Below are 23,384 nucleotides of genomic sequence, written 5' to 3' on the forward strand. Positions count from 1 at the left end.
GGGAGCGAGCCTGCTCGCGATAGCGGTGGGTCAGTCAACATTGATGCTGGCTGATCCAGCGCTATCGCGAGCAGGCTCGCTCCCACAGGGTTTGGTTTTGTAATTCACTGAGAATGGGCCAAACGCCAGCGTTTATGGCAAACTTCGCGCCTATAAATGCCGGTCCCGTGGTTTTTAGCGTCGATGATCACGGGCGGATCGGAATAAAGCGCTGCCAGGTCTGCTTCCCCTGGATGGGAAAAGACCCCTTGTGTGTTGGTACGTCGGTGCCAACGCTTTCTGCCTGAACAGATCAGAGACACGACCATGCATAACGTCGTCATCAGCGGCACCGGCCTGTACACCCCGGCCAACAGCATCTCCAATGAAGAGCTGGTGCAGTCTTTCAATACCTACGTCGCGCAATTCAACGCCGACAATGCCCAAGCCATCGAGCGGGGAGAAGTCGAGGCGTTGACCGAATCCAGCGCGGCGTTCATCGAAAAAGCCTCCGGCATCAAGAGCCGCTTTGTCATGGACAAGGATGGCATCCTCGACCCGCAACGCATGACCCCGCGCCTGCCCGAGCGCTCCAACGACGAGTGGTCGGTGCTGTGTGAAATGGCTGTCGGCGCGGCGAAACAGGCGCTGGAGCGCGCCGGCCGCACCGCCGCCGACATCGATGGCGTGATCGTCGCCTGTTCCAACCTGCAGCGTCCGTACCCGGCCATCGCCATTGAAGTCCAGGAAGCGCTGGGCATCGAAGGTTTTGGTTACGACATCAACGTGGCCTGTTCCTCGGCGACGTTCGGCATCCAGGCCGCGGCCAACAGCGTACAACTGGGCCAGGCCCGGGCGATCCTGATGGTCAACCCTGAGGTGTGCACCGGCCACCTGAATTTCCGCGACCGCGACAGCCACTTCATCTTCGGCGACGCGGCCACCGCGGTGATCATCGAACGGGCGGACCTGGCGACCTCGCCGTATCAGTTCGACGTGGTCAGCACCAAGCTGCTCACCAAATTCTCCAACAACATCCGCAACAACTTCGGCTTCCTCAACCGCGCCGGGGAAGAGGGGATCGGCAGCCGTGACAAGTTGTTTGTCCAGGAAGGTCGTAAAGTCTTCCGCGATGTCTGCCCGATGGTGGCCGAACTGATTGGCGTGCACCTGGAAGAAAATCAGCTGAGCGTCGGTGAAGTGAAGCGTTTCTGGCTGCACCAGGCCAACCTGAGCATGAACCACCTGATCGTGCGCAAGCTGCTGGGTCGCGAAGCCACCGAAGAAGAAGCGCCGGTGATCCTCGACCGCTACGCCAACACCAGCTCGGCGGGTTCGGTGATTGCGTTCCACTCCTACCAGGATGATTTGCCCAGCGGTTCGGTCGCCGTACTCAGCTCGTTCGGCGCCGGCTATTCGATTGGCAGCGTGATTCTGCGTAAGCATTAATCCTCTGGCGGCGACGAATTTTTTGTGGGAGCAAGGTCATGTGGGAGCAAAGCTTGCTCACGAAACAGGCAGCGCGGTTTATGAAGGACCGCATCGCGGGCAAGCCTTGCTCCCACATCAGCCCCCTCGCCACAGCCGCGATCTATTCAGCAATGGGCGTTGAATGACCGTCACCGACGACACACAACTGCTCCAACGCCTCCTGGCCGGTGAGCAGCAGGCCTTCAAAGAGCTGGTCAGCACCTACCAGAGCCCGATGCGCGCCGTGGCCTACGCCATCGTGGGCAGTCGGCATGCCGATGAAGTGGTGCAGGACGCCTGGTTGTCAGTGGTGCGCAACCTCAATGGCTTCCAGGGCCGCTCCAGTCTCAAGACCTGGCTGCTGACCATCACCGCCAACGCCGCCAAGGGCCGCTACAAGCAGAACCGTCGGGAGGTGTTGCTCGATGATCTGCCGTCGCCCCACGGCACCCTGGGCGATGATCGTTTCGCCGCGGATGGCCATTGGCTGCTAGCACCGTTCGCCTGGCATCAGGACACACCGGAGGCGCTGCTCACGATGAGTGAGCTGCGCGAATGCCTCGAGCACACGCTGCTCAGTCTGTCGCAACTGCAAAGCAGTGTCTTGACCCTGCGCGAACGTCAGGGCCTGGAACTGGAAGACATCTGTAATCTTCTGGACATCTCGCTCTCCAACGTACGTGTGCTGTTGCATCGGGCACGGCTGAAGGTCTTTGCGACCGTAGAACATTTCGAGGAAACCGGCGAATGCTGACCTGCAAGGAACAAGTGGCGCGCTCCAGCGATTTTCTCGACGGCCAACTGAGTTTTCGTGAGCGCCTGATGATGCGCCATCATCTGATGTTCTGTGCCACGTGCCGGCGTTTCATTCGCCAGATGCGCCTGATGCAGGCCACGCTCAGAAAGCTGCCTGAATCGCCGGTTCCCAATCTGGATCAGTTGGCTGAAAAACTCGCGGCCGAGCGCCGTAAAAATATTCGCTGAGTCCCAGACACCCCTACGCCCCTGTGGGAGCGAGCCTGCTGGCGATGGCATTGTTTCATTCGACATCAATGCCGGCTGATTGACCGCTATCGCGAGCAGGCTCGCTCCCACTGGTATTGGTGCATCGGTTATTCCCTTTCGAAGTAAAAAGTTCCCCTGTCATAAAATCTTTATCTGACAGCAACTGCGCTGACACAACCCATCGCCAAGATCCCCTCCAACACCAGCGGGCTCAGTTCCGCGTGTTTTCTAACGGCATAGACTACCAACAGGGGAATTCTTCGATGATCCGTAAGCACTTCGCAGGTGTTGCCGCCAGCGCACTGGCAATGGCAGTAACCGCCCAGGCTTTCGCCGGCACCGTCACCACCGATGGCGCCGATATCGTGGTCAAAACCAAGGGCGGCCTTGAGGTCGCTACCACCGACAAAGAGTTCAGCTTCAAGCTTGGCGGTCGTTTGCAGGCTGACTACAGCCAATTCGACGGTCTCTACACCGATAATGGCAATTCGGCCGACGCCGCTTACTTTCGTCGCGCTTTCCTGGAACTGTCCGGCGTGCTGTACACGGACTGGGCCTACACCATCAGCTACGACTTCTCGCATAACGCCGGCAGTTCAGACGACGGTTACTTTGACGAAGCGTCCATGGCCTACAACGGCTTCAAGCCGGTCTCGATCAAATTCGGTCGTTTCGACCCGGATTTCGGCCTGGAAAAAGCCACCAGTTCCAAGTGGGTGACCGCGCCGGAGCGTAACGCCGCTTACGATCTGATCGACTGGGCCAACGGCCACCAGAACGGTCTGGGTCTGCAAGCGTCCAGCACCTTCGCCGATTCGTTCTATGCCTCCGCTGGCGTATTCGCCAAGGACAACAACGACACCGACGGCGACAGCGTCAAGCAGGTCAACGGTCGCTTCGTATTCGCGCCGATGCACGACTCCGGCAACGTTCTGCACTTCGGTGTGAACGTCGCCTCCCGTGACGTCTCCGACACCGTATTCGATGCACGTTATCGTTCCCGCCTGGGCATGCGTGGCGTCGAAACGCTGGGTGGCAACGATGCCGGCCCTAACGGCAACCGTCCGTTGCTGGGTGGCGCGAACAACTCGCCGGCCGGTTCGTACGACACCGACACGGCGTTCGGCCTGGAAGCCGCTTTCGCCATGGGTCCTGCGTCGATCCAGGGTGAGTACATCTCGCGTAAAACCAAGGCTGACAGCGATGCCTTCGAAGACATCAAAGGCCACGGCTTCTACGTCCAGGGTGCCTACACCCTCACCGGTGAATCCCGCGGCTATAAGATCGGCAAGTTCGACGCGATCAAGCCCGCCAACAAGTCCATCGGCGCCTGGGAAGTGTTCTATCGCTACGACAGCATGACCGTCGAAGACGACAACATCACCACTGCCTCCGCGACCCGTGACGTGGGCGATGCCGAAGCCAAGGTGCACAACCTGGGTGTGAACTGGTACGCCAACGAAGCGGTGAAAATCTCCGCTGCCTACGTCAAGGCCAAGGCCGACAACGTGACCAATGCCAACGGCGACGACGATGGTGACGGTTTTGTCATGCGCGCCCAGTACGTGTTCTAAGTCGTGCTGATTTGATTCAACGCTTCATGTTTCATCCGTTATAGCTCCTTTGAACCCCGCCTCTGGCGGGGTTTTTTTTTACGTCCGTCCGCTCAGGATCGGCGATACTCGCCCCATCCGCATTCTGGATATCGGGGAGCCGCATGCCGCTACACGTTCTGGACAGCCTGTCCGCCATCGCGCCGCAAGAGTGGGACGCGCTGGTGCCCGCCAATCAACCTTTCCTGCGCCACGCTTTCCTCACGGCCCTGCAAGACAGTGGCAGCCTGGGCCCGCAATCAGGCTGGCAGGCCGAGCATCTGCTGCATATTGAAGACGGTCGTGTGCTGGCGGCTCTGCCCAGTTATCGCAAGTGGCATTCCTACGGCGAATACGTGTTCGATCACGCCTGGGCCGACGCCTGCGCCCGGGCCGGGATCGACTATTACCCCAAGCTGTTGACGGCGGTGCCGTTCAGCCCGGTCAGTGGCCCACGACTGCTGGCGGCAAGTGGGGAAGACGGGTTGGAGTTGCTTGCCAGCCTGCCGGGTTATCTGGAAATCGAATCGCTCTCCAGTGCCCACATCAACTTCACCGATGCCTTTACCGACGCAGCGCTGGCCGGGCAGGAGGGCTGGCTGCAGCGGATTGGTTGCCAGTACCACTGGCGCAATCGCGGGTATCGGGACTTTCAGGATTTTCTCGACGCGCTCAGTTCCCGCAAACGCAAGCAGATGCGCAAGGAACGTGAGCAAGTGGCGGGGCAGGGCATCGATTTCCAATGGCTGGAAGGTCATCAACTGGACCAGGCCCAGTGGGATTTTGTCTACGCCTGTTACGCCAATACTTACGCGGTGCGTCGGCAAGCGCCGTACCTGACCCGGACGTTTTTCAGTCTGCTGGCCGAGCGCATGCCCGAGGCCATTCGCGTGGTGTTGGCCAAGCAAGGTTCACGGCCGGTGGCGATGGCGTTCAGCCTGGTGGGCGGTGACAGTTTTTATGGGCGTTACTGGGGGTGCCTGGCGGAATTCGACCGTTTGCACTTCGAGACCTGTTTTTATCAGGGCATGGATTACGCCATTGCCCACGGCTTGCAGCGTTTCGATGCCGGTGCCCAGGGCGAGCACAAACTGATTCGTGGTTTCGAGCCGGTGATCACCCGTTCCTGGCACTACTTGCGCCATCCTGGCCTGAAGGCGGCGGTTGCAGACTTTCTGGTCCGGGAGCAGGAGGGCGTGTTGGCGTATGCCGAAGAGGCGAAGACCGCGCTGCCTTATCGGCAATGCTGATCTTCGCCGGCGTGACTCAGCTGTTTTCCTTGCCCAGCCAGCGGTAAGCAACACCGCCGACGATGGCGCCCAGCAGCGGTGCCACCCAGAACAGCCACAATTGTTCGATGGCCCAACCGCCGACGATCAGTGCCGGACCGGTACTGCGGGCCGGGTTGACGGAGGTGTTGGTGACCGGAATCGAGATCAGGTGGATGAGCGTCAGGGCCAGGCCGATGGCAATCGGTGCCAGGCCGGCTGGCGCACGTTTGTCGGTGGCGCCGAGGATGATCAGGATGAACATTGCCGTCATGACCAGCTCAGTCACAAAGCCGGCCACCATGGAGTACTGACCGGGCGAATGTTCGCCGTAACCGTTCGCTGCCAGGCCGGAAGCGGCCAGGTCGAAGCCTTCCTTGCCGCTGGCGATGAAGTAGATCAATGCGGCGGCGAGCACCCCACCAATGACCTGGGCAATGATGTAGGCAGGCAGTTCCTTGGCCGGAAACCGCCCGCCCACGTACAAGCCCACCGAGACGGCCGGGTTCAGGTGGCAACCTGAGATATGGCCGATGGCGAACGCCATGGTCAACACCGTCAGGCCGAATGCCAGGGCAACCCCCAGCACGCCAATCCCGGAAGCGGCCAATACAGCGCTGCCACAGCCGCCCAACACCAGCCAGAACGTACCCAACAACTCAGTCGTTGATCGTTTGAGTAAAGACATAAGCATCCTTGATAGAACAGTCGTGATAATCGGTTATGCATCCAGCAGAGTTACGACAGGTTCATCTCCAGAACCTGGGCTGAGTACAGCAGAACGTTGCGACAAATCCAGCGGCATTAAAAAACCGCCAGAGTCATGGACTGTGGCGGTTTCAGCCTTGGACGGTGGGGAGTATGTGGTTGCGGTGTGGGCTAAATGGATCCTGGACAGAATTTTTCAGAATGGCGCTCGGGCGCTGGGCTGTGGGAGCAAAGCTTGCTCGCGAGGCAGGCGCCTCGGGCCATCCGGGAGACCGCGTCATCTTCATCGCGGGCAAGCCTTGCTCCCACACGACTCCCACGCCTCCTGTCTGTAGAAGCCAACCCGGTTCAGTCGATGCCCACAAACCCACCCGTCTGATGCTGCCACAGCCGCGCATACAACCCGCCATGGGCCAGCAGTTCGGCATGGCTGCCGGTCTCGGCGATGCGGCCGTTTTCCAGCACCACCAGCCGGTCCATTCGCGCGATGGTGGAGAGGCGGTGGGCGATGGCGATCACGGTCTTGCCTTGCATCAGGGTCTCGAGGCTTTCCTGGATCGCCGCTTCGACTTCCGAGTCCAGTGCTGACGTCGCTTCGTCCATGATCAGGATCGGCGCATCCTTGAGCAGCACCCGTGCGATGGCAATACGTTGACGCTGGCCGCCGGACAGCTTCACCCCGCGTTCACCCACATGGGCATCGAAACCGCTGCGGCCTTCAGCGTCCGAAAGCAGCGGGATGAACTCATCGGCCCGGGCCTTGTGCACCGCCGCCCAGAGTTGCGCATCGGTGGCGTCGGGTTTGCCGTAGAGCAGGTTGTCGCGAATGGAACGGTGCAGCAGCGACGTGTCCTGGGTGATCATGCCGATGCGCTCGCGCAGGCTTTCCTGGCCCACTTCTGCGATGTCCTGCCCGTCGATCAGAATGCGCCCGCCTTGCACGTCATACAGACGCAGCAGCAGGTTCACCAGCGTGGATTTGCCCGCACCGGACGGGCCGATCAGGCCGATCTTTTCCCCCGGCTTGATCACCAGGTTCAAGTCGCCGATCACCCCGCTTTTCTTGCCATAGTGGAAATCCACATGCTCGAAGCGCACTTCGCCACGGGCCACCGCCAAAGGCTTGGCCTGGTCGCGGTCGGTAACGCTGACGGGCTGGGCGATGGTCTGCAAACCGTCCTGGACCATGCCGATGTTTTCGAAGATGCCATTGACCACCCACATGATCCAGCCGGACATGTTGACGATACGGATCACCAACCCGGTCGCCAGGGCAATCGCGCCCACGCTGATCAGCGACTGGGTCCAGAGCCACAGGGCCAGCGCCGTGGTGCCGACAATCAGCAGCCCGTTCATGCTGGTGATGACCACGTCCATGCTGGTGACCACGCGGCCGGCCAACTGGGCTTTCTCGGTCTGCTCCTGGATGGCTTCGCGGGCGTATTGCTGTTCGAAGTTGGTGTGGGCGAACAGCTTCAGCGTGGTGATGTTGGTGTAGCCGTCGACGATCCGGCCCATGAGTTTGGAGCGGGCATCGGACGATACGACGGAGCGCTCCTTGACCCGCGGCACGAAGTAGCAGAGTGCACCGATGTAGGCGGCGATCCAGATCAGCAGCGGGATCATCAGGCGCCAGTCGGCTTCGGCAAACAGCACCAGTGAGCTGATGGCGTAGATCAGCACGTGCCACAGCGCGTCCACGGCCTGCACCGCTGAGTCGCGCAAGGAGTTGCCGGTCTGCATGATGCGCTGGGCGATGCGTCCGGCGAAGTCGTTCTGGAAAAAGTTCAGGCTCTGCTTGAGCACGTAGCTATGGTTTTGCCAGCGGATCAGGCTGGTCATGCCGGGGCTCAAGGTCTGGTGCACCAGCAGGTCATGCAAGGCCACGAAGATCGGCCGGAAAACCAGCGCCACCACCGCCATCCACGCCAGCTCCAGGCCGTGGAGCTTGAAGAAGTCCACGTTCGGCGTGCCCTGGGTCAGGTCGATGATGCGGCTCAGGTAGCTGAACAGCGCCACCTCGATCAGTGCGCCGATCAGGCCCACCACCAGCAGCACGGCGAAGCTGGGCCAGACTTGTTTCAGATAATAGGTGTAGAAGGGCAGGACGCGGTTCGGTGGTGCCGAGGTCGGGGCGTCGCGGAAAATGTCGATCAGTGTTTCGAAACGGCGATAAACCATGGGTACATAGCCCGGGCCGGGCTCTCCTTTTTTCCTGTGAGCGGCGCGGGATCGCCGCCGCCGCTCAGGCTTGCCCTGTGCTGTTTAGTCGATGCGCTTGGCCGACTTGATGATCACAGGATCGATCGGCACGTTTTGCATGCCTTGTTTGGTGGTGGTCTGGGAGTTGACGATGATGTCCACCACGTCCATGCCCTTGACCACTTTGGCGAACACTGCGTAACCGGCGTCACGGCCCGGGTCGAGGAACGCATTGTCGGCCACGTTGATGAAGAACTGGCTGGTGGCCGAGTTCGGGTTGGAAGTACGCGCCATCGACAAGGTGCCACGAACGTTATGCAGGCCATTGCTGGCTTCGTTCTTGATCGGTGCCTTGGTGTCTTTCTGTTGCATCTGTTGGGTGAAACCGCCGCCCTGGGCCATGAAGCCCGGGATCACGCGGTGGAAAATCGTGTTGTTGTAGAAGCCGCTGTCCACGTACTCAAGGAAGTTCTTGGTACTGATCGGCGCCTTGACCGGATCCAGCTCAATTTCGATCTGACCGTTGGTGGTGTCCAGCAATACGTGGGGCGCCGTGGTCGGCTGCGCGGCCATCAGGTTGGCGGCAAACAGGACGGAGCCGGCGGCGAGGGCGATTTTTTTCAGCATGGGTTCAGTGATCCTGAGTAGTTGAGTCGATTGCGGTCAAAAATTCGAGCAGGGTTTGGTTGAAGCGTTCGGGTTGATCCAGCGGGGTCGCGTGCCGTGAGTCGGCAATGACCACCAGCCGGGCATCGGGCAGCAGTTTCACATAGGCCTCTTTCAAGGCCACGGGGGTGTAGTCGTGGTCGGCGCAAATGACGAGGGTTGGACAGGCCACCTGCGACAGTCGTTCCTGAACCCCCCAACCCACAATGGCATCGAAGCTGGCGAGATAAGCACGTTTGTCGTTTTTTGCCCAGCGCCGGGCCATTTCCAGGCGTAACTCGGTCTGTTGCGGTTTGGGGAACAACTTGGCGCCCAGGGCCTTGCCAATGGTTTCAAGGCTCAGAAGGCGCATCAGGCTCCAGCGCTTGAACCATTGCCAGCAGTCATCAGGCGTGCGGACTTTGACTTGCGGGGCGCTGTTGACAATGCACAGGCTCCTGACCCGCCCTGGCTCATCCACGGCCAGTTGAAAACAAATCATGCCGCCCATGGACCAGCCCACCAGATGCACCGGGCCCAGGTTCAGGTGTTCGATCAGGGCGATCAGGTCGGCGCTGAAACCTTCGATGCTGTAAGGCCCGCGAGGTTTGTCGGAGCGTCCATGGCCGCGCACGTCCACCACGATCAAACGGTAGTGGGCGGACAATACCGGGATCTGTTTTTCCCAGTCGCGGGTGCTCGAGCCCAGCCCGTGGACCAGAATCAAGGGCGCGCCGTGGCCGTATTCCTCGTAGTGCAGGTTGCAATCTTCGTGGGCGAAATAGGCCATTGGCAAAATCCTTGTCAGGCTTGTTCGGGGGCGGCGAACGGTGCATCCAGCGGCGCGGTGTCGAAGGTGCGCAGCAGTTCGATGAGGATTTGCGTGGCCGGGCCCAAGGGTTTTTCCTTGTTGGAAAAAAGATAGAAGGTGGAGTTGCGAGTGCCGCCCTGTTCCAAGGGTAGACGCTTGAGCAAGCCCTCCTTGAGTTCCCGCTCGATCATGTGCCGCGGCAGCCAGGCGAAGCCCAGGCCGCTGCCGACGAACGTCGCGGCGGTGGCCAGGCTGCCGACGGTCCAGCGTTGCTCGGCACCCAGCCACCCGACGTCGCGGGGTTGCTGGCGACCGGAGTCGCGGATCACCACCTGCAGTTGGCTTTCCAGGTCCTGGAAGTTCAGTTCGCGGTTGAGGCGATGCAGGGCGTGTTCGGGATGGGCCACCGCGACGAATTCAACATCGCTCAGTTCGGCGCCCAAGTAACCGGGAATGCTGAAGCCGCTGATGGCCAGGTCCGCCACGCCTTCGAGCAGCACTTCCTCGACACCCGATAGCACTTCTTCGCGCAGGCGCACGCGACAGCCACGGCTTTGCGGCATGAACGCGGTCAAGGCACGTACGAGGCGGGCGTTGGGATAGGCGGCATCGACCACCAGCCGCACTTCCGCTTCCCAGCCTTGCTCCATGTGATGGGCCAAGTCTTCCAGTTGGCTGGCCTGTTTCACCAATTGACGGGAACGACGCAGCAATACGCCGCCGGCTTCGGTCAACACGGCCTTGCGCCCATCGATACGCAGCAACGGCACGCCGAGCTGGTCCTGCATGCGGGCCACGGTGTAACTCACCGACGACTGGGAGCGGTGCAGCACCTCGGCGGCCTGGGCGAAGCCGCCGTGGTCGACCACCGCTTGCAAGGTTCGCCATTGATCCAGGGTCACGCGGGGCGCTTTCATATTGAGCTCCTCTTGTCCTAAGCTGGCGGTCCCTTGGTGGAGACTGCCTAATGAAAAAAATCTGTTGTGTGGTGCTGGCCCTGTTGCCGCTGACTGCGTTCGCGTACCCGATCGATGTGGAAAAACACCTCAACGGCCTGAGCATCGACTACACCGCCTATGACACCGACGCCGACATCGGCTCCATTCAGGTCAACAACTACGGCGGCACCGACGCGGCCTGCACTGTGGTGTTTCGCAACGGCCCTGAAGCACCACGTACCCGCAAGATCGAAGTCGCCGCCGGCAAGTTCAAGAACGCCACCGCCAAGTTCAACCGCAACATCATCAAGCTGCGCATCACACTGACCTGCCAGCCGAAATAAGTCGGTGACACAGGAGCGAGCCAATCCTTGCTCCGCTTATAAACGAATTTATCGATGTTTTGCAGCAATTATTTGCGCTTTTTGATCGATGTAACCATGTTTAAGCTTCACTCCATCGACTGACAACATTCTCCGATGGAGGCTACATCCCATGTCCCGCGTTCTGATCATCGAAAGCAGTGCCCGCCAGCAAGACTCGGTTTCCCGTCAACTGACCCAGACCTTCATCAACCAATGGAAAGCTGCGCACCCGGCCGATGAAATCAGTGTTCGTGACCTGGCCATCCATCCGGTACCGCACCTGGACGCCAATCTGCTGGGGGGCTGGATGAAGCCCGTCGAGCAGCGCAACGACATCGAAAACGCTTCCCTGGAACGCTCCAACCAGTTGACCGATGAGTTGCTGGCCGCTGACGTGCTGGTGATGGCCGCGCCGATGTACAACTTCGCCATCCCGAGTACCTTGAAAGCCTGGCTGGACCACGTACTGCGTGCCGGTGTGACCTTCAAGTACACCCCCACCGGTCCCCAGGGCCTGCTGACCGGCAAACGTGCCTTCGTCCTGACCGCTCGCGGCGGCATTCATGCTGGCGCCAGCTCCGACCATCAGGAACCCTACCTGCGTCAGGTCATGGCCTTCATCGGCATCCACGACGTGACCTTCATCCATGCCGAGGGCATGAACCTGGGCGGTGATTTCCAGGAGAAGGGCTTGAATCAGGCCAACGCCAAGCTGTCCCAGGTCGCCTGATCCGTTAATCCTCAGGTAATCGCCAGGTGGTCTAGTGGCCTGGCGCTCCCTTCAAGCTGTTTTGCGCATCGAACCTCCCTTGGCACTTGTTGCTCCTGAGTGCAGTCGCCCGATTGAACGCTTTAGCGAGATCGGGCTTTTTTTTGCCTGCAATTCCAGGCCAGCCACACAACCCTGTGGGAGCGAGCCTGCTCGCGATTGCAGTGTGACTGTGTAAGAGAAATCACCTGACACTCCGCCATCGCGAGCAGGCTCGCTCCCACAGGGTTCAGTGCCTGGGTTGGCTACTGCGGTTAGCGACAACCGGCAAAAACCGCTATCTTCGCCGCCATCCGAAACGAGGGGCGTATGGGCTATCTACTTTTTGTCACGCTGATTCAGGCGTTTTCCTTCAGTCTGATTGGCGAATACCTGGCCGGGCATGTCGACAGTTACTTCGCGGTGCTGGTGCGGGTTGTGCTGGCGGGGCTGGTGTTCATTCCGCTGACCCGCTGGCGTCAGGTGGAACCGTCGTTCATGCGCGGCATGCTGTTGATCGGCGCCTTGCAGTTCGGCGTGACCTACGTGTGCCTGTACTTGAGCTTTCGTGTGCTGACGGTGCCTGAGGTCCTGCTTTTCACCATCCTGACGCCGCTGCACGTGACCCTGATCGAAGACGCGCTCAATCGTCGCTTCAATCCCTGGGCCTTGATCGCGGCGCTGGTGGCGGTGGCTGGCGCGGCGGTGATTCGTTACGACCGGATCAACCCGGATTTCTTCATGGGCTTTTTGCTGCTGCAACTGGCCAACTTCACCTATGCGGCCGGGCAGGTGCTGTACAAACATCTCGTCGCTCGCCATCCCAGCGACCTGCCGCACTACCGGCGTTTCGGCTACTTCTACCTCGGCGCACTGGCGGTGGCGTTGCCGGCCTTCCTGATGTTCGGCAAGGCGGATTTCTGGCCAGAAGCACCGCTGCAATGGGGCGTACTGATATTCCTCGGCCTGGTCTCCACCGCTTTGGGGCTTTACTGGTGGAACAAAGGCGCGTGCATGGTCAACGGCGGCACGCTGGCGGTGATGAACAACCTGCATGTGCCGGTGGGGTTGCTGGTCAACCTGCTGATCTGGAACCAGCACGAGGAACTGGGGCGGTTGCTGCTGGGCGGGTCGGTGATATTAGCGGCGGTGTGGATCAGTCGGTTGGGGGTACGCCAGCCGCTGCCTGCACACTGAACCCCTGTGGGAGCGAGCCTGCTCGCGAAGGCGTCGTATCAGTCGCTGTATCTGTTGTCTGACACTGCGCTTTCGCGAGCAGGCTCGCTCCCACCGGGGATCTCTGCGACTTGAAGGTCAAACCACCTGCTTCTGCGGCTCCGGCAGAGGACTGGCCCCCAATGCCGCCGGCAACAGCCCCGAACGCAGATCCATGCCACTGGGCTGTTGATACAGGTTCAAGCCGAACTCCGGCATTACCGCCAGCAGGTAATCGAAAATATCCCCCTGGATACGCTCATAGTCGGCCCACGCAGTGGTGCGGGTGAAGCAGTAGATTTCCAGCGGGATGCCCTGGGCCGTGGTCTGCATCTGGCGGACCATGCAGGTCATGTTTGGCTGGATGTCCGGGTGGCTTTTCAGATACGCCAAGGCGTAGGCGCGGAAGGTGCCCAGGTTGGTCATGCGCCGGCGGTTGGCCGACATCGCCGCGACGTTGCCCTGGGCTTCGTTCCAGGCCTTGAGTTCGGCCTGTTTGCGGCTGATGTAATCGGTCAGCAGATGAACCTGGGTCAGGCGCTGTTCTTCCTCGTCCTGCAAAAACCGCACGCCGCCGGCGTCGATGAACAGGCTGCGCTTGATCCGCCGCCCGCCGGATTGCTGCATGCCGCGCCAGTTCTTGAACGACTCGGACATCAGGCGCCAGGTGGGGATCGAGACGATGGTCTTGTCGAAGAAGGGTACGTGTGAGCTCCACCCATAAATGGACATGTAAAACCTATACAAATTAGGAGCTTAAAAAATTTCGTCCATTGTCCATTTTTCTCTCAATAGATGGACATCTATGCCAACCCTCCTACTGCATAACGTCCTCAATTCCATTGCCCTCAGCCCTCAAGTGCCCCGCACGACCACCCAGTTAGCCCGCCAAATGCAACCAAGGGTGTTCTCACTGTCCAACTGTCCAGGGAGGGTGATCAACCCAGCCAGAGCAATCTCTGCGGCTCTATTTGTGCGAAGCTACGCGGAGCCAACACATATTCGAGCATGTGGGCAAACAACCGCTGATTGATGAGTTTGCCCGAATTCTTGTCATTGGCGAGCAAACCTTGGTTTGGCGGTACTTGACAAAAGGCACCCACGAACAAGCTAATCGGGTTGAATTCGACGCAGGCGTGGTTGAGGACGTCTTTCAACTGCTGGGGAGCATGAACACTTTACGCCAGCGGGGGTAGTCCAGCTCACTGTCTTGGCGGCCTGTTTCTGAGTTGCTTCTTGAGGGTATGGTTAATCTGAGACCGAATTTTGTGAGTTGGCAAACCACAAAAAATTTCCTGTAGCTATTGAGTAGTCGATTTGAAATTGAGCATTGATGGTCTGACGTTAAGTCGCTATGAGACAAGAATTGTTAGAGCGTGTTCGGGTTGTAGCAAGGAGTACAGCATCCATGATTATATGGGGATGAGCGAGCAGCATTTCTACAGGCCAGTCAACTATAAGAATGGTTGTGAACGGAACTGTCTGGAGTGCTGGCTGGGTGTCTCTGAACTGGAAGATTCACTCTTGTCAAAAAGTGAAAGCTTGGCTATCGAAGTTGAAGCCGCTCGTGACCATAGTCATTGGTACGATGTCTCAATTTATCAAACTATTGATCAGGGTGACCTCTGTGCGACTTATAGCCAATACTTCGATCAGGGCTGTCATTTGGCGATACTTCCGCTGTCGCGACTGGTGACTGATCGCTCAATTTTTCTACCCAACGGAGTCATGATCTACCCACAAGGCCGTTTGAATTTAAGTTCTATAAAATTCAGTAACAAACAATTGGCTAAGTCGGCTTCATCTCAGATTAGTGCTTCTGGAGTAAAACTTCAGGAATTAAATAAATACCCGCTTCTGGTGGTGCCATTAAGGTTTGCTTGGGATTCTCTTCTGCTGGGGGATCACCAAGGTCATATGGAGATGATCGTCACCATATCTGAAATCGTGGATTGCTTGTCCTTCGACTTGATCAATTACATGAGCTGCAAGTTGGAGCACCTGTCCTCAGAAACCAAACCGGCGTCCCCGGGTCAATTATCGTCCAAGTCAATGATGTCTGCGGCGGTGCTAGTTAAGTCTGGTGACTTGGATTCTGTACTCCTGGCAGGGGCGGCTTTCACGCATATCATTACAAAGGGGCTCGGGCTTGACCTGCGGCAACCCGAGTGGGATAGCTTCCCTGCGAGTGGAGGCGTTGGCATTACTGCAGCACATGCGTTGTCGTTGTACTCGCAAATGCTTCAGGTGCAATCAGCAACTTCGAAGTTTGTGCAAGCACTCAGCCTGATCGAATTTTTAGCCTACCCCAAAGAGTATCAGCAGTTCAAAAAGGTAAAAACAGTAGTGTCAAGGTACATGGCTGATGACCTTGGAGAACGTAAGCGAATACTCGACAGATTCGAGGCCTTGACCAGTAAAGTAGATGAGGTTACGAGCGAGCAAATAGGTCTTCGTACAAGGATCGTACACATAGGTTCGCGACTTGAGCAATTGGTTAAAAGTCGTCGTGAGCGAGAGGAGATATTTGCTGAGCTCGATAGTTATATCCGAAAAATGATTGACCACATGATCGAGCATTCTCATATGACCTGGGACGAATATGAGGCCCTTAAGGCGTCCATGTAAGGTTTTTATGTCAGCAGGGCATGGTGCTGTGCAGGAGGAGGGAGGATCGCGATCAAGTTGGCATCCAGCCGCACAGGTTTCCAGATCCGTAGAGATTTGAACCCTATCCAGGGGCAGGCCTGAGCGGCTTTAGATGATGCCAATCTTGTAGCCGCGTATGTCTGCCCAGTCGCTTATGGTAGTAGCGCGCACATCATTTGGAGAAGACGTTCTCGACGGAGTCGAACGCGGCGCGGCGTGATCTCATGATCTCAATTCAGTATCATCGGTACTCGTTAAGCGCCGTATTCGCTGATGACCCCTAAGAGGAGCTGCTCGTGCAGGAAGCTGAGAATCTACCACTGATGCCTAAGTCTGCGCTGGTTTATTACCTCGACGAGAAGCAATCTCCGATCTCTTACCAAAAGGTCGCGAGCATCCGTGTTAGCCGTTCTGGGGGCAGAAAGAGTTGTGTGGTGGCACATTGCAATTTTTGGCAGAGGGCTTAATCTCGGATTTTCTGTGTGCCACGGACAGCCCTTGTGATTGAGAATCTGCTCATACGCGGCGTATCAAGCTATTCGCCTAACGCCCCGACCCTCATCGGCCCTCTCAAGCGTGTGAGCATGCTTTACGGGCAAAATGGCACTGGTAAGAGCACGATTGGCAACTATCTGCAAACGCCAGGCGAGGCGTGCTACCAGAGTTGTAGCATGGCGCCTGCTGACCCAGAACGCGAAATTTTGGTCTACAACCATGCCTTCATGGAGATGAACTTCCACGAAGACGTAGCACAACCTGGGGTGTTTACACTCAACGCCGGCAACATCGAGGCCGAGAATGCTCTGAATGCAGCGCAGGCCGAAATCAAGTCGCTGTCGACCCAGCAAGAGGAGGAGATGGCCAAGGGTAAGGCGAGTAAGGCGGCCCGGGACACTGAAAAGCAGGCATTGAAAGATGGCCTGTGGAAGCTCAAAACACCATTCGATGGCTCACCCTTGGCCTACTGCTTTCAAGGTGCGAACACCAAAGAGCGTCTGCTGGAGAGGATCCAGGCCACCTCTGAAGTGCCGGATACTGTTACCGCTGCCGAATTGATGGCAGAGGCCACTGAGCTTCAGACGGCAACGGACGCGCAGTTGCCCTCTATTTCGCTTGTCGGTTTCCCAAGCTCCGAGCTTGAGCCCAACCCTGTTTTTAGTGAGATCATCACGGGCACAGACAACTCCTACTTGGCAGGTCTCATCCACGCGCTTGGCCATTCGGACTGGGTTCAGCATGCGCTGACATTTCCCCCCATCGATGGCGATTTATGCCCCTTCTGTCAGCAGCCGGTACCGGAAGGTTTTCATGGCGAGATTGCCAAGATCTTCGATAAGACCTACGAGCAGCGCATACGTGACCTAACGAACCTGCAACGCCGTTACGTCGGAGCTGTTGAGCAAACGCTGCAGCGCCTGCGTAGTCCGAGCTATCAGCAACCTTCGTTTCAACTGGCCATCTCAAACCTAACTGCAGCGCTTCAGCGCAACGTTCAGACTATCGAGAAAAAGATAGCCAGCCCGTCGATCGTGGTTGAGCTTGAGTCCAGCGCAGGGTTGGTTGAGTCCTTGAATGAGTGCATTGCAGTCGAACAGGAAAAAATCGACTCCTTCAACCTCAAAGTCAAAAACAAGCAGGTTCATCTGGCCCAGATCAAGGATCGATTCTGGGGCGTGCTCAGGACTTCAGCTGGTGCATTGCTGGATCATTACGCTCAAGTGGATCAAGAGCTGGCCGAGGCTCAGCAAAAAGCCAGGGACACCATTGAGGCGCTTCGGGTCAAGGCCAGGGCTGAACGCGAAATCATCGCCCAGTCCAGGGCAGCCATCACGAATATCGACCAGTCGATTGACAGCATCAACCACTGGTTGCGCATCCTCGGCCTCAAAGGTTTTGAGTTGACCAAGGAGGAAGGAGATGCTCCTCAATACAGGTTGCAGCGCCCCGAGCAGCGCGCGGGTGTGTTCAAAACGCTGAGTGAGGGCGAGAAAACACTCATCTCGTTTTTGTATTTTCTGGAAGTCTGCAATGGAGAACTGAACGCGACTGCAGGAAGGTTGATCAGCGACCGCATCATCGTGATTGATGATCCTATTTCAAGCTTGTCCCACAATTACGTGTATGACATTGCCTCCCTGATCAAGCGCCGTGTAATCAGTCCGAACACCCGCTTCCAGCAGGTGATTATCCTAACCCACAACCTGTTCTTCTTTCACGAGATGGTCAAGCTCATGAATGAGGACGGAGGACGTGGCCGGGGTAACGGGGGGCAGCTGGAAGGCCAGTTGGCCCTATTCCGGATCACCAAGTCCGATTACAGCGCAGTGGTTGCGATGCAGCCCAAGGAGATCCAGAACGACTATCAATCTTTCTGGCAGGCCATCAAGGACGCCTTGAGTGGACGCACCTCGGCCACCGTCATCCCGAACATGATGCGAAATATCCTGGAGTATTACTTCACGTTCGTGCACCGCCAGGACAGGCTCGCCAAGGCGCTCGAAGACCTGAGCGACGAAGACCCCCAGTTCCGCTCGTTGTACCGCTACATCAACCGCGAGTCCCATGCTGATGCTGTGAACATCACCGATTTTGGTGAGATCGACCCGGCGGTGTATGTCGAGCGCTTCCGCCAGGTGTTTGTCAGAACGGACTTTCAGGAGCATTACGACAAGATGATGGGGTAGCGCTCGCTCATCGCTTGAGTCAGGGCATGGGGACGACGTGCGTGGCCGCTTGCAGCGGGCTCCTCAGATCGACGGCTACTCCAAGGACTGATTTGCTGAGAATGCGCCAGAAGTGAATCGTTTTACCCGTTCGCTGGGCTTTCCAGGCTCTGGCTGCGCTGATAGCATTGCGCCTGCAGCTACCACCCAAGGACTCTCCTTCCCGCCTGTCATTCATCTGCTCGCTTTGCACGTGGTGTAAAGGCTATCAGCGGCCCGCTGAGATCAGATGGAGAATACGCCATGAACAATCATGGAAAAGTTGTCCTGGTTCGCCAGTACAACCGATTCCGGTTCGGGCAGTGGGAGACCGTGTGCATGCACATGCGCTCTCTTCCGCGCCGTTAATTTGAACGTACCTAGGTGGTAGCTGCACCTCCCCTCAGTTTTGACTCTCATCTCTTCGTTGCCAGGTTACGTCAGTCCATACCTACCGCTGCAGTAGGTAGGGCGCGCGGGGCGGGTTATGGCAGCTGTTTGCATTCCCGAGCGACCTTAGTTCTGCTGTATTCGGTGATCAGTCGCCGAGCTCCGGCTTCACAATACCGCGGATGTCGTAGAGCTTGAGGCTCACCTCATGAAGCTTGCTGATGAACTCGTCCAACAGTTCATTGGTGACGTCGAAGTCTCGATTTTTCTTGTCCAGTCGACGGTGCAGTATTTGCTGGTTGGCCTCGTCGGTGATCGGGTAGGCATGCACAATATCTGATCGCCTGGTGTTCAGCGCCTGGAACATGTCGGCGGCTACCCTGCCAATGGGCCCCACCGCCGGCAGTGTTTTCTTGGCTTTTTTAAGGCTAGCGCGGAAACCGTCTAATATTTCGCCGCCGGTTTTCGCTTGAAGCTCCGTACGATCTACGCGCGGATCCATATGGTGGGCGACCTCGGCCATAAAGCTGCTCAGCGAAGCAAAGCCATACAGCGCGACGCCTAGTCGGTAAATGTATCCATCGTCAGCAGGCAGTGCGAGACGGGTGAGTCGTCTGATGTCGGGAGTGTTTAGCTCGGTTGTCATGGTCGTATTTAAGCTGCCTGATCAGGTACGGTAGAAACCGGGTTCAGTGCTGCGAACCCGGACTGTGTTTTGCCGGCGGAAGACTTGAGTTATTTGAGCTTGCTGCGCAGCCAGCTCATCACATCGATCAAGATTCTCAGCTTGCGATAGAAGTTTTCCGCGTCGATCAGGAAACCCAGTTCCTTGCGAAGCTGCGCTATCTCGCTCATCACAGCCTTGTGCGTATCGGTGCCAGCCTGGCCTGCGGCAACCATCTCCTGCTCAACCTCGCACAACCGGCGGTGCCAGGCAATATCGACTGCGTGGAGCACGAAATGGCGGCGGTTGAATATTCGGTGCTTGCCGAGCAAAAACAGGTAGGCCCCAAAGCCTGCCAGAAAGATCTGCAGCGAGCTGATCTCAAGCCCCAGAGCGTTCAGGAGCTGGGCGATCTGTGGCGTTTGCCAGCAGCCGACCGCGAAAAGCACCGGCCATATGGCAATGGCGAACAGGGCTTCGTTCGTGTGTGGATAGTGGGCCAGTTCATTGGGCGGGAAAAGCAGACGGGTCATGGCAACTCCTGGTGGAAGGCTGTCCTGGCCGAGGTGCCAGGGCTCACTCAAGCTTCCGGTTTTGCCGAGGTTCGATGCAACTCAAGTGGATGCATTTGGTATCCATCAGCAAGAAAAGCGACGCACTCAACAGCTCGTTAGAACGACACTTCCCCCTTGTGAGGCCAGCCCTCAGGCATCAGTACAGGAGGTTTGCTCCAGGTGGGCTGACCAAGAGCTTTTGAAACGAGTCATCTCGTAGATTTATGTACTCAATGAGAGGCAGTTCTGATCATCCAGCACGGCGGCCATGGCCCTAGCATCAGGAAGTAATCACAGGCAGCAGCGCCTTCAACAAGCACTTTGCCGCCAAAGGCCGGCTACTGCCCTCCAGGCTTACCACAGGAAGGCTCGAACTGGTGGGCTCGCTCACTCGTTAACCCCTTTAGCCGCGCGATCCGAGCCCGATAGAAACGTGACCTAGCGTTTCGGCGGCTACGAGCTGTCAAGAAAGTCGGGATCTGGAGTAAGGTTGCCTGATCTATGGATGCACCCATAGGATTATGGGTAAATCTCATTGAGACTCAGCGCCAAAACGCAATCGCCAAAAATACGCAAGGATGACACTATGATTGACCAAGATGGCTATCTCACCTTCCCTCTCTACCACGGAACGTCGACTCTGTATCGAGACTCGATCGAAAAATACGGGCTCGGGGCGCGACGAGACACCTCATTGTTTGACTTCGGCATTTTGGCGCAACTCGCAGAGCTCTTGGATGTGCCCAAGAATAAGACTGATTGGTGGTTAATGAACGATTTCGTGGTCAAGGCGATGATCGATCAAGGCGCCACTCGTGGGGGGCTCAATTTCAGATACGGCGGACTCTACCTTTCTTCCTCTCGGCAGACCGCTCAAATGTATGCGAGAACTCCAAAAGGATCTGAAATCATCTCGCAAATTTTCTTGGCACACGAAGCACTCAAATCAGTGGATCCTGATGCGGCTAACGAGCTACTCCCCAGCGAACACCCCCTGGCGAGGCTTTTCGAAAAACCGTCAAGGCCAATGCTAATAACCGTAAACAGAGTCCAAGCCCACGCACTCACAACTGAACACGGTAATCCTATCGACATGCAGTTGGCAGAGATGAAGAACCTTCGAGAAACGACAGAGGCACACCTCATCGACGTCAGCTGGCAGCAGCGAAACTTTGCCTACGATGGGACTTTGGAGCCGCAGACATTGATTTTTGAAGAGCTATGACCCGCGACTTGCTATCCAGTTTGATTTCAAACAACGAGTCATTTTTTTAAAAAATACCCGTGTCGGACAACTTCGTGCGAGTCAGTCCGCAGATCAACTGGAGAGAGCAAATGGAAAACGAGATTGAGTTTCAGGCCGTGGCGCACGGCGTAGCAGGCATGTAGCAAGGTGTCGATTGCGCGACTGCTTGAAGAGGCGGTCGCCAGTTTCAAGAGAGTCCCAGGGTTGATCCTGTCGTGAGGCTGCACGCGTCAGTGATCGGTGCTGAGAGCATCAGGGTGCTACGTGATGCTCTGAAACGTCATGATATCGATACGGGCCCATTTTTTTCGACTTGCAGAGAGTAGGGCCGGAGCCGGGGGTTAAGCTCAAAATACTTGGATACTTTCATCTGTTAGGAACTGCGATAATAAAAGGTAAGCTTTGCCAAGGTCATTAAGAGTCAGCTGTAACCTATAGAGTTCCGCCTCACCTGCCTCCTCTCCGTAAGGATAAAAATCGCGTGTTTCATAGTAGTCTGATTCCTCAGTCCACCGGCTTGTGACCCAGTCGCAACGGTCTTCGCTATGCTCCTCATAAAAATCTTCATCAATTTCTGCGTCAGCCCACGGAAATAAAGCTCCAATCAAATTGCTAATTGACCTTAGTCTTCCTGAATAGATGGCTGGGAATTTGGTGATAATTAACTGATCTCCACTCCTACGTATGCGCGATACTGTGAATTCACTTCGTCCGAGAGATTTATTAACCCAGTCTTCGAATTCTATAACGATCTTTTGGCCTTTAGCTAAGCGCTGCATGATCGGCTCATCTAAAGCAAGTCTTCGCAGTCTCTGTTCACGCTCGGAACCTTGGAAAAAACCTCTAATTTTATTTTTTGCACTTTTGTCTAATATGTTTTCTTTGGGTATAAGAATGCTCCACCCTTTTTGGGTTTTCTTGGCTGTTTTCTCTGAGACGTTCATCCAGAAGTTTTTGCCCACTCTCGGTATATGAGCGATCAGCAGTACAGGTAAACTATGGCTGAGCCAGTAGTCATAGTGAGCAAGAGAGCCGTAGTATCTATAGCCAGATTTTGTTTCGGTAAAATTGCCCTCACCTGATTTAATTTGTATTGCTATAAGCTTTCCAGTGACGTTGTCGTCATCAATAAGCTCTACTTGTGCATCTATGCCGATGTCCGAGGTGTGCTGTTCTCGAAATATCCATCCAAAGTCCAGGAAAGCACCTTCAACTGCGTTAACACCTTTGCGCTCAGTAGGTGTGTATCGAGAACTTTTTGGTTTCATATATGCGCTTCCTCAGAAGCATTACCTTGATCAATAAATCGGATTGAAATTTCCCTACAGGATGTCAGTGACACGTTGATTATTCAATGGGTACCTATGGGGCTAGCGTTAATTTTGCATTGGTTAACATAGCCTCCGTAGTGTCCATGTTCTCCCGCACCGGTATCAGCGCAACCGCCTATCCTGCATGTACCTCGTTGCTACTGCTGAGCCACGGGTCGTAAGGAAAACCCTTCCAACCGCTCGTCGCGCGTGTCTTTCCAGTATGCATGCTGCGTTGCCAGAGCTGCTAGCCCGGTCAGACATTTTCCATTACCAGATTACGAATCTAGGTGGGTTACGCAGGAAACCCAAGGTCGTCTCGGATGACCTTAATGCATACTGGGAAATTGAGAGTTTTCGCAACTAAGCTGACTACGCTTTCTCGGAAGAATTTTAGGAGAGATTGAACCAGTTGCTGACGCTTGCCGCGACCAAGCGCTGCGCCAAATCGATAACCAGCTGGCTCTTGGCCGGCGTAAATTTTGGTAGACCCTCCCAATCACCTTCATAAGACTTGTCTTTCTCGGTCTTCGTCCCGTGAGTGGGCGGCGAGCCAGAATGGCCAGGGAAAGTACAGTCGCTGTGTGAATCGCTCGCATGGTTCTTCTTCCTCGTGAACGTGTCGGCGTGTATTTTTTGGTGTGTTGGTTGTACTCGAACTGCTCCGGCCAAACAGCTGCTCAGATGGCAGGGAGCCATCAAAACCTATGTCTACTTTTTCCAGTTGTCCAATGCTGGGGGCGCCCAGGATGCACGTGGGGAAATGACTGATTGGCTTTTTGCGGTAGCCCAACCGCTGGGTTCGTTGCTTTGGCTTTCTTTACGCACTCGTAGGGTCGCTCATCTGTTGCGAAACTTTATGCTTCCACTACTACAATCTGGGCGTGTCGAGACGTAATACCTCTGTTTGATGATGCGTTGAG

The 23,384-nt window shown here is 56.7% G+C and carries 19 protein-coding genes and 1 pseudogene; 11 read left to right on the plus strand and 9 right to left on the minus strand.

Annotated features, from left to right (window positions below):
- The first annotated feature begins 306 nt into the window (after nucleotides 1-306).
- The 5 genes from T3A99_RS23470 (at nucleotide 307) to T3A99_RS23490 (ending at nucleotide 5,296) form a co-directional block, all read left to right on the plus strand.
- The gene (locus T3A99_RS23470) at nucleotides 307-1,428 is read left to right on the plus strand and encodes a beta-ketoacyl-ACP synthase III (protein ID WP_047227926.1); all 1,122 of its coding nucleotides are present in this window, start codon (nucleotides 307-309) and stop codon (nucleotides 1,426-1,428) included.
- 163 nt (nucleotides 1,429-1,591) lie between these two features.
- A complete protein-coding gene (locus T3A99_RS23475; protein WP_047227925.1) occupies nucleotides 1,592-2,203 on the plus strand; it encodes an RNA polymerase sigma factor in 612 nt (203 codons plus the stop codon).
- Nucleotides 2,197-2,433, plus strand: a complete 237-nt coding sequence (locus T3A99_RS23480; RefSeq protein ID WP_047227924.1) for an anti-sigma factor family protein — start codon at nucleotides 2,197-2,199, stop codon at nucleotides 2,431-2,433. Before T3A99_RS23475 ends, T3A99_RS23480 begins: the two co-directional genes overlap by 7 nt.
- A gap of 284 nt (nucleotides 2,434-2,717) precedes the next feature.
- Nucleotides 2,718-4,028, plus strand: a complete 1,311-nt coding sequence (locus T3A99_RS23485; RefSeq protein ID WP_139050900.1) for an OprO/OprP family phosphate-selective porin — start codon at nucleotides 2,718-2,720, stop codon at nucleotides 4,026-4,028.
- A 143-nt stretch (nucleotides 4,029-4,171) separates the two neighbouring features.
- Entirely contained in the window at nucleotides 4,172-5,296 is a 1,125-nt protein-coding gene (locus T3A99_RS23490; protein ID WP_107322096.1) for a GNAT family N-acetyltransferase, read from the plus strand.
- A 16-nt stretch (nucleotides 5,297-5,312) separates the two neighbouring features.
- On the opposite strand, the gene aqpZ is transcribed toward T3A99_RS23490, so the two are convergent.
- The 5 genes from aqpZ to T3A99_RS23515 all read right to left on the minus strand — a co-directional run bounded on the left by aqpZ (nucleotide 5,313) and on the right by T3A99_RS23515 (nucleotide 10,597).
- A complete protein-coding gene (aqpZ, locus tag T3A99_RS23495) occupies nucleotides 5,313-6,002 on the minus strand; it encodes an aquaporin Z (protein ID WP_173407238.1) in 690 nt (229 codons plus the stop codon).
- Between the two features lie 368 nt (nucleotides 6,003-6,370).
- Entirely contained in the window at nucleotides 6,371-8,203 is a 1,833-nt protein-coding gene (locus tag T3A99_RS23500; RefSeq protein ID WP_076385916.1) for an ABC transporter ATP-binding protein, read from the minus strand.
- Between the two features lie 84 nt (nucleotides 8,204-8,287).
- A complete protein-coding gene (locus T3A99_RS23505; protein ID WP_047227919.1) occupies nucleotides 8,288-8,851 on the minus strand; it encodes a peptidylprolyl isomerase in 564 nt (187 codons plus the stop codon).
- Nucleotides 8,852-8,855: 4 nt separating this feature from the next.
- A complete protein-coding gene (locus tag T3A99_RS23510; RefSeq protein ID WP_322834840.1) occupies nucleotides 8,856-9,659 on the minus strand; it encodes an alpha/beta hydrolase in 804 nt (267 codons plus the stop codon).
- Between the two features lie 14 nt (nucleotides 9,660-9,673).
- Entirely contained in the window at nucleotides 9,674-10,597 is a 924-nt protein-coding gene (locus tag T3A99_RS23515) for a LysR family transcriptional regulator (RefSeq protein ID WP_107322098.1), read from the minus strand.
- Nucleotides 10,598-10,647: 50 nt separating this feature from the next.
- Here T3A99_RS23515 and T3A99_RS23520 point away from each other — a divergent pair, with 50 nt between their 5' ends.
- From T3A99_RS23520 to T3A99_RS23530, 3 genes are all read left to right on the plus strand, one after another.
- Nucleotides 10,648-10,962 carry a hypothetical protein gene (locus tag T3A99_RS23520; protein WP_047227916.1) on the plus strand — a complete coding sequence of 105 codons (315 nt, stop codon included), beginning with the start codon at nucleotides 10,648-10,650 and terminating at the stop codon, nucleotides 10,960-10,962.
- Nucleotides 10,963-11,113: 151 nt separating this feature from the next.
- Complete coding sequence (locus T3A99_RS23525; RefSeq protein ID WP_047227915.1) at nucleotides 11,114-11,713, plus strand: FMN-dependent NADH-azoreductase; 600 nt, start codon at nucleotides 11,114-11,116, stop codon at nucleotides 11,711-11,713.
- A gap of 348 nt (nucleotides 11,714-12,061) precedes the next feature.
- A complete protein-coding gene (locus T3A99_RS23530; protein WP_047227914.1) occupies nucleotides 12,062-12,928 on the plus strand; it encodes a carboxylate/amino acid/amine transporter in 867 nt (288 codons plus the stop codon).
- A gap of 117 nt (nucleotides 12,929-13,045) precedes the next feature.
- On the opposite strand, the pseudogene T3A99_RS23535 reads toward T3A99_RS23530, so the two are convergent.
- Nucleotides 13,046-13,642: pseudogene (locus tag T3A99_RS23535) on the minus strand (mechanosensitive ion channel family protein); the annotation flags it as partial.
- Nucleotides 13,643-14,263: 621 nt separating this feature from the next.
- On the opposite strand from T3A99_RS23535, the gene T3A99_RS23540 reads away from it, so the two are divergent.
- Nucleotides 14,264-15,574, plus strand: coding sequence for a hypothetical protein (locus tag T3A99_RS23540; protein WP_305379019.1), 1,311 nt, complete (start codon nucleotides 14,264-14,266; stop codon nucleotides 15,572-15,574).
- 521 nt (nucleotides 15,575-16,095) lie between these two features.
- On the plus strand, nucleotides 16,096-18,279 hold the full coding sequence (locus T3A99_RS23545) for an AAA family ATPase (protein WP_322834841.1): 2,184 nt from the start codon (nucleotides 16,096-16,098) through the stop codon (nucleotides 18,277-18,279).
- A 556-nt stretch (nucleotides 18,280-18,835) separates the two neighbouring features.
- Here the strand turns inward: T3A99_RS23545 and T3A99_RS23550 are convergent.
- Together T3A99_RS23550 and T3A99_RS23555 are read right to left on the minus strand one after the other, a co-directional pair.
- The gene (locus T3A99_RS23550; protein WP_305379017.1) at nucleotides 18,836-19,210 is read right to left on the minus strand and encodes a hypothetical protein; all 375 of its coding nucleotides are present in this window, start codon (nucleotides 19,208-19,210) and stop codon (nucleotides 18,836-18,838) included.
- A gap of 212 nt (nucleotides 19,211-19,422) precedes the next feature.
- Complete coding sequence (locus tag T3A99_RS23555; protein WP_305379016.1) at nucleotides 19,423-19,884, minus strand: hypothetical protein; 462 nt, start codon at nucleotides 19,882-19,884, stop codon at nucleotides 19,423-19,425.
- A gap of 607 nt (nucleotides 19,885-20,491) precedes the next feature.
- On the opposite strand from T3A99_RS23555, the gene T3A99_RS23560 reads away from it, so the two are divergent.
- A complete protein-coding gene (locus T3A99_RS23560) occupies nucleotides 20,492-21,130 on the plus strand; it encodes a hypothetical protein (RefSeq protein WP_305379015.1) in 639 nt (212 codons plus the stop codon).
- Nucleotides 21,131-21,498: 368 nt separating this feature from the next.
- Here the strand turns inward: T3A99_RS23560 and T3A99_RS23565 are convergent, their stop codons facing one another.
- Nucleotides 21,499-22,419, minus strand: a complete 921-nt coding sequence (locus tag T3A99_RS23565; protein ID WP_305379014.1) for a DUF4365 domain-containing protein — start codon at nucleotides 22,417-22,419, stop codon at nucleotides 21,499-21,501.
- Nucleotides 22,420-23,384 lie beyond the last annotated feature (965 nt).

This window comes from Pseudomonas sp. N-137, from assembly GCF_034555295.1.
Lineage (GTDB): Bacteria > Pseudomonadota > Gammaproteobacteria > Pseudomonadales > Pseudomonadaceae > Aquipseudomonas > Aquipseudomonas rhizophila.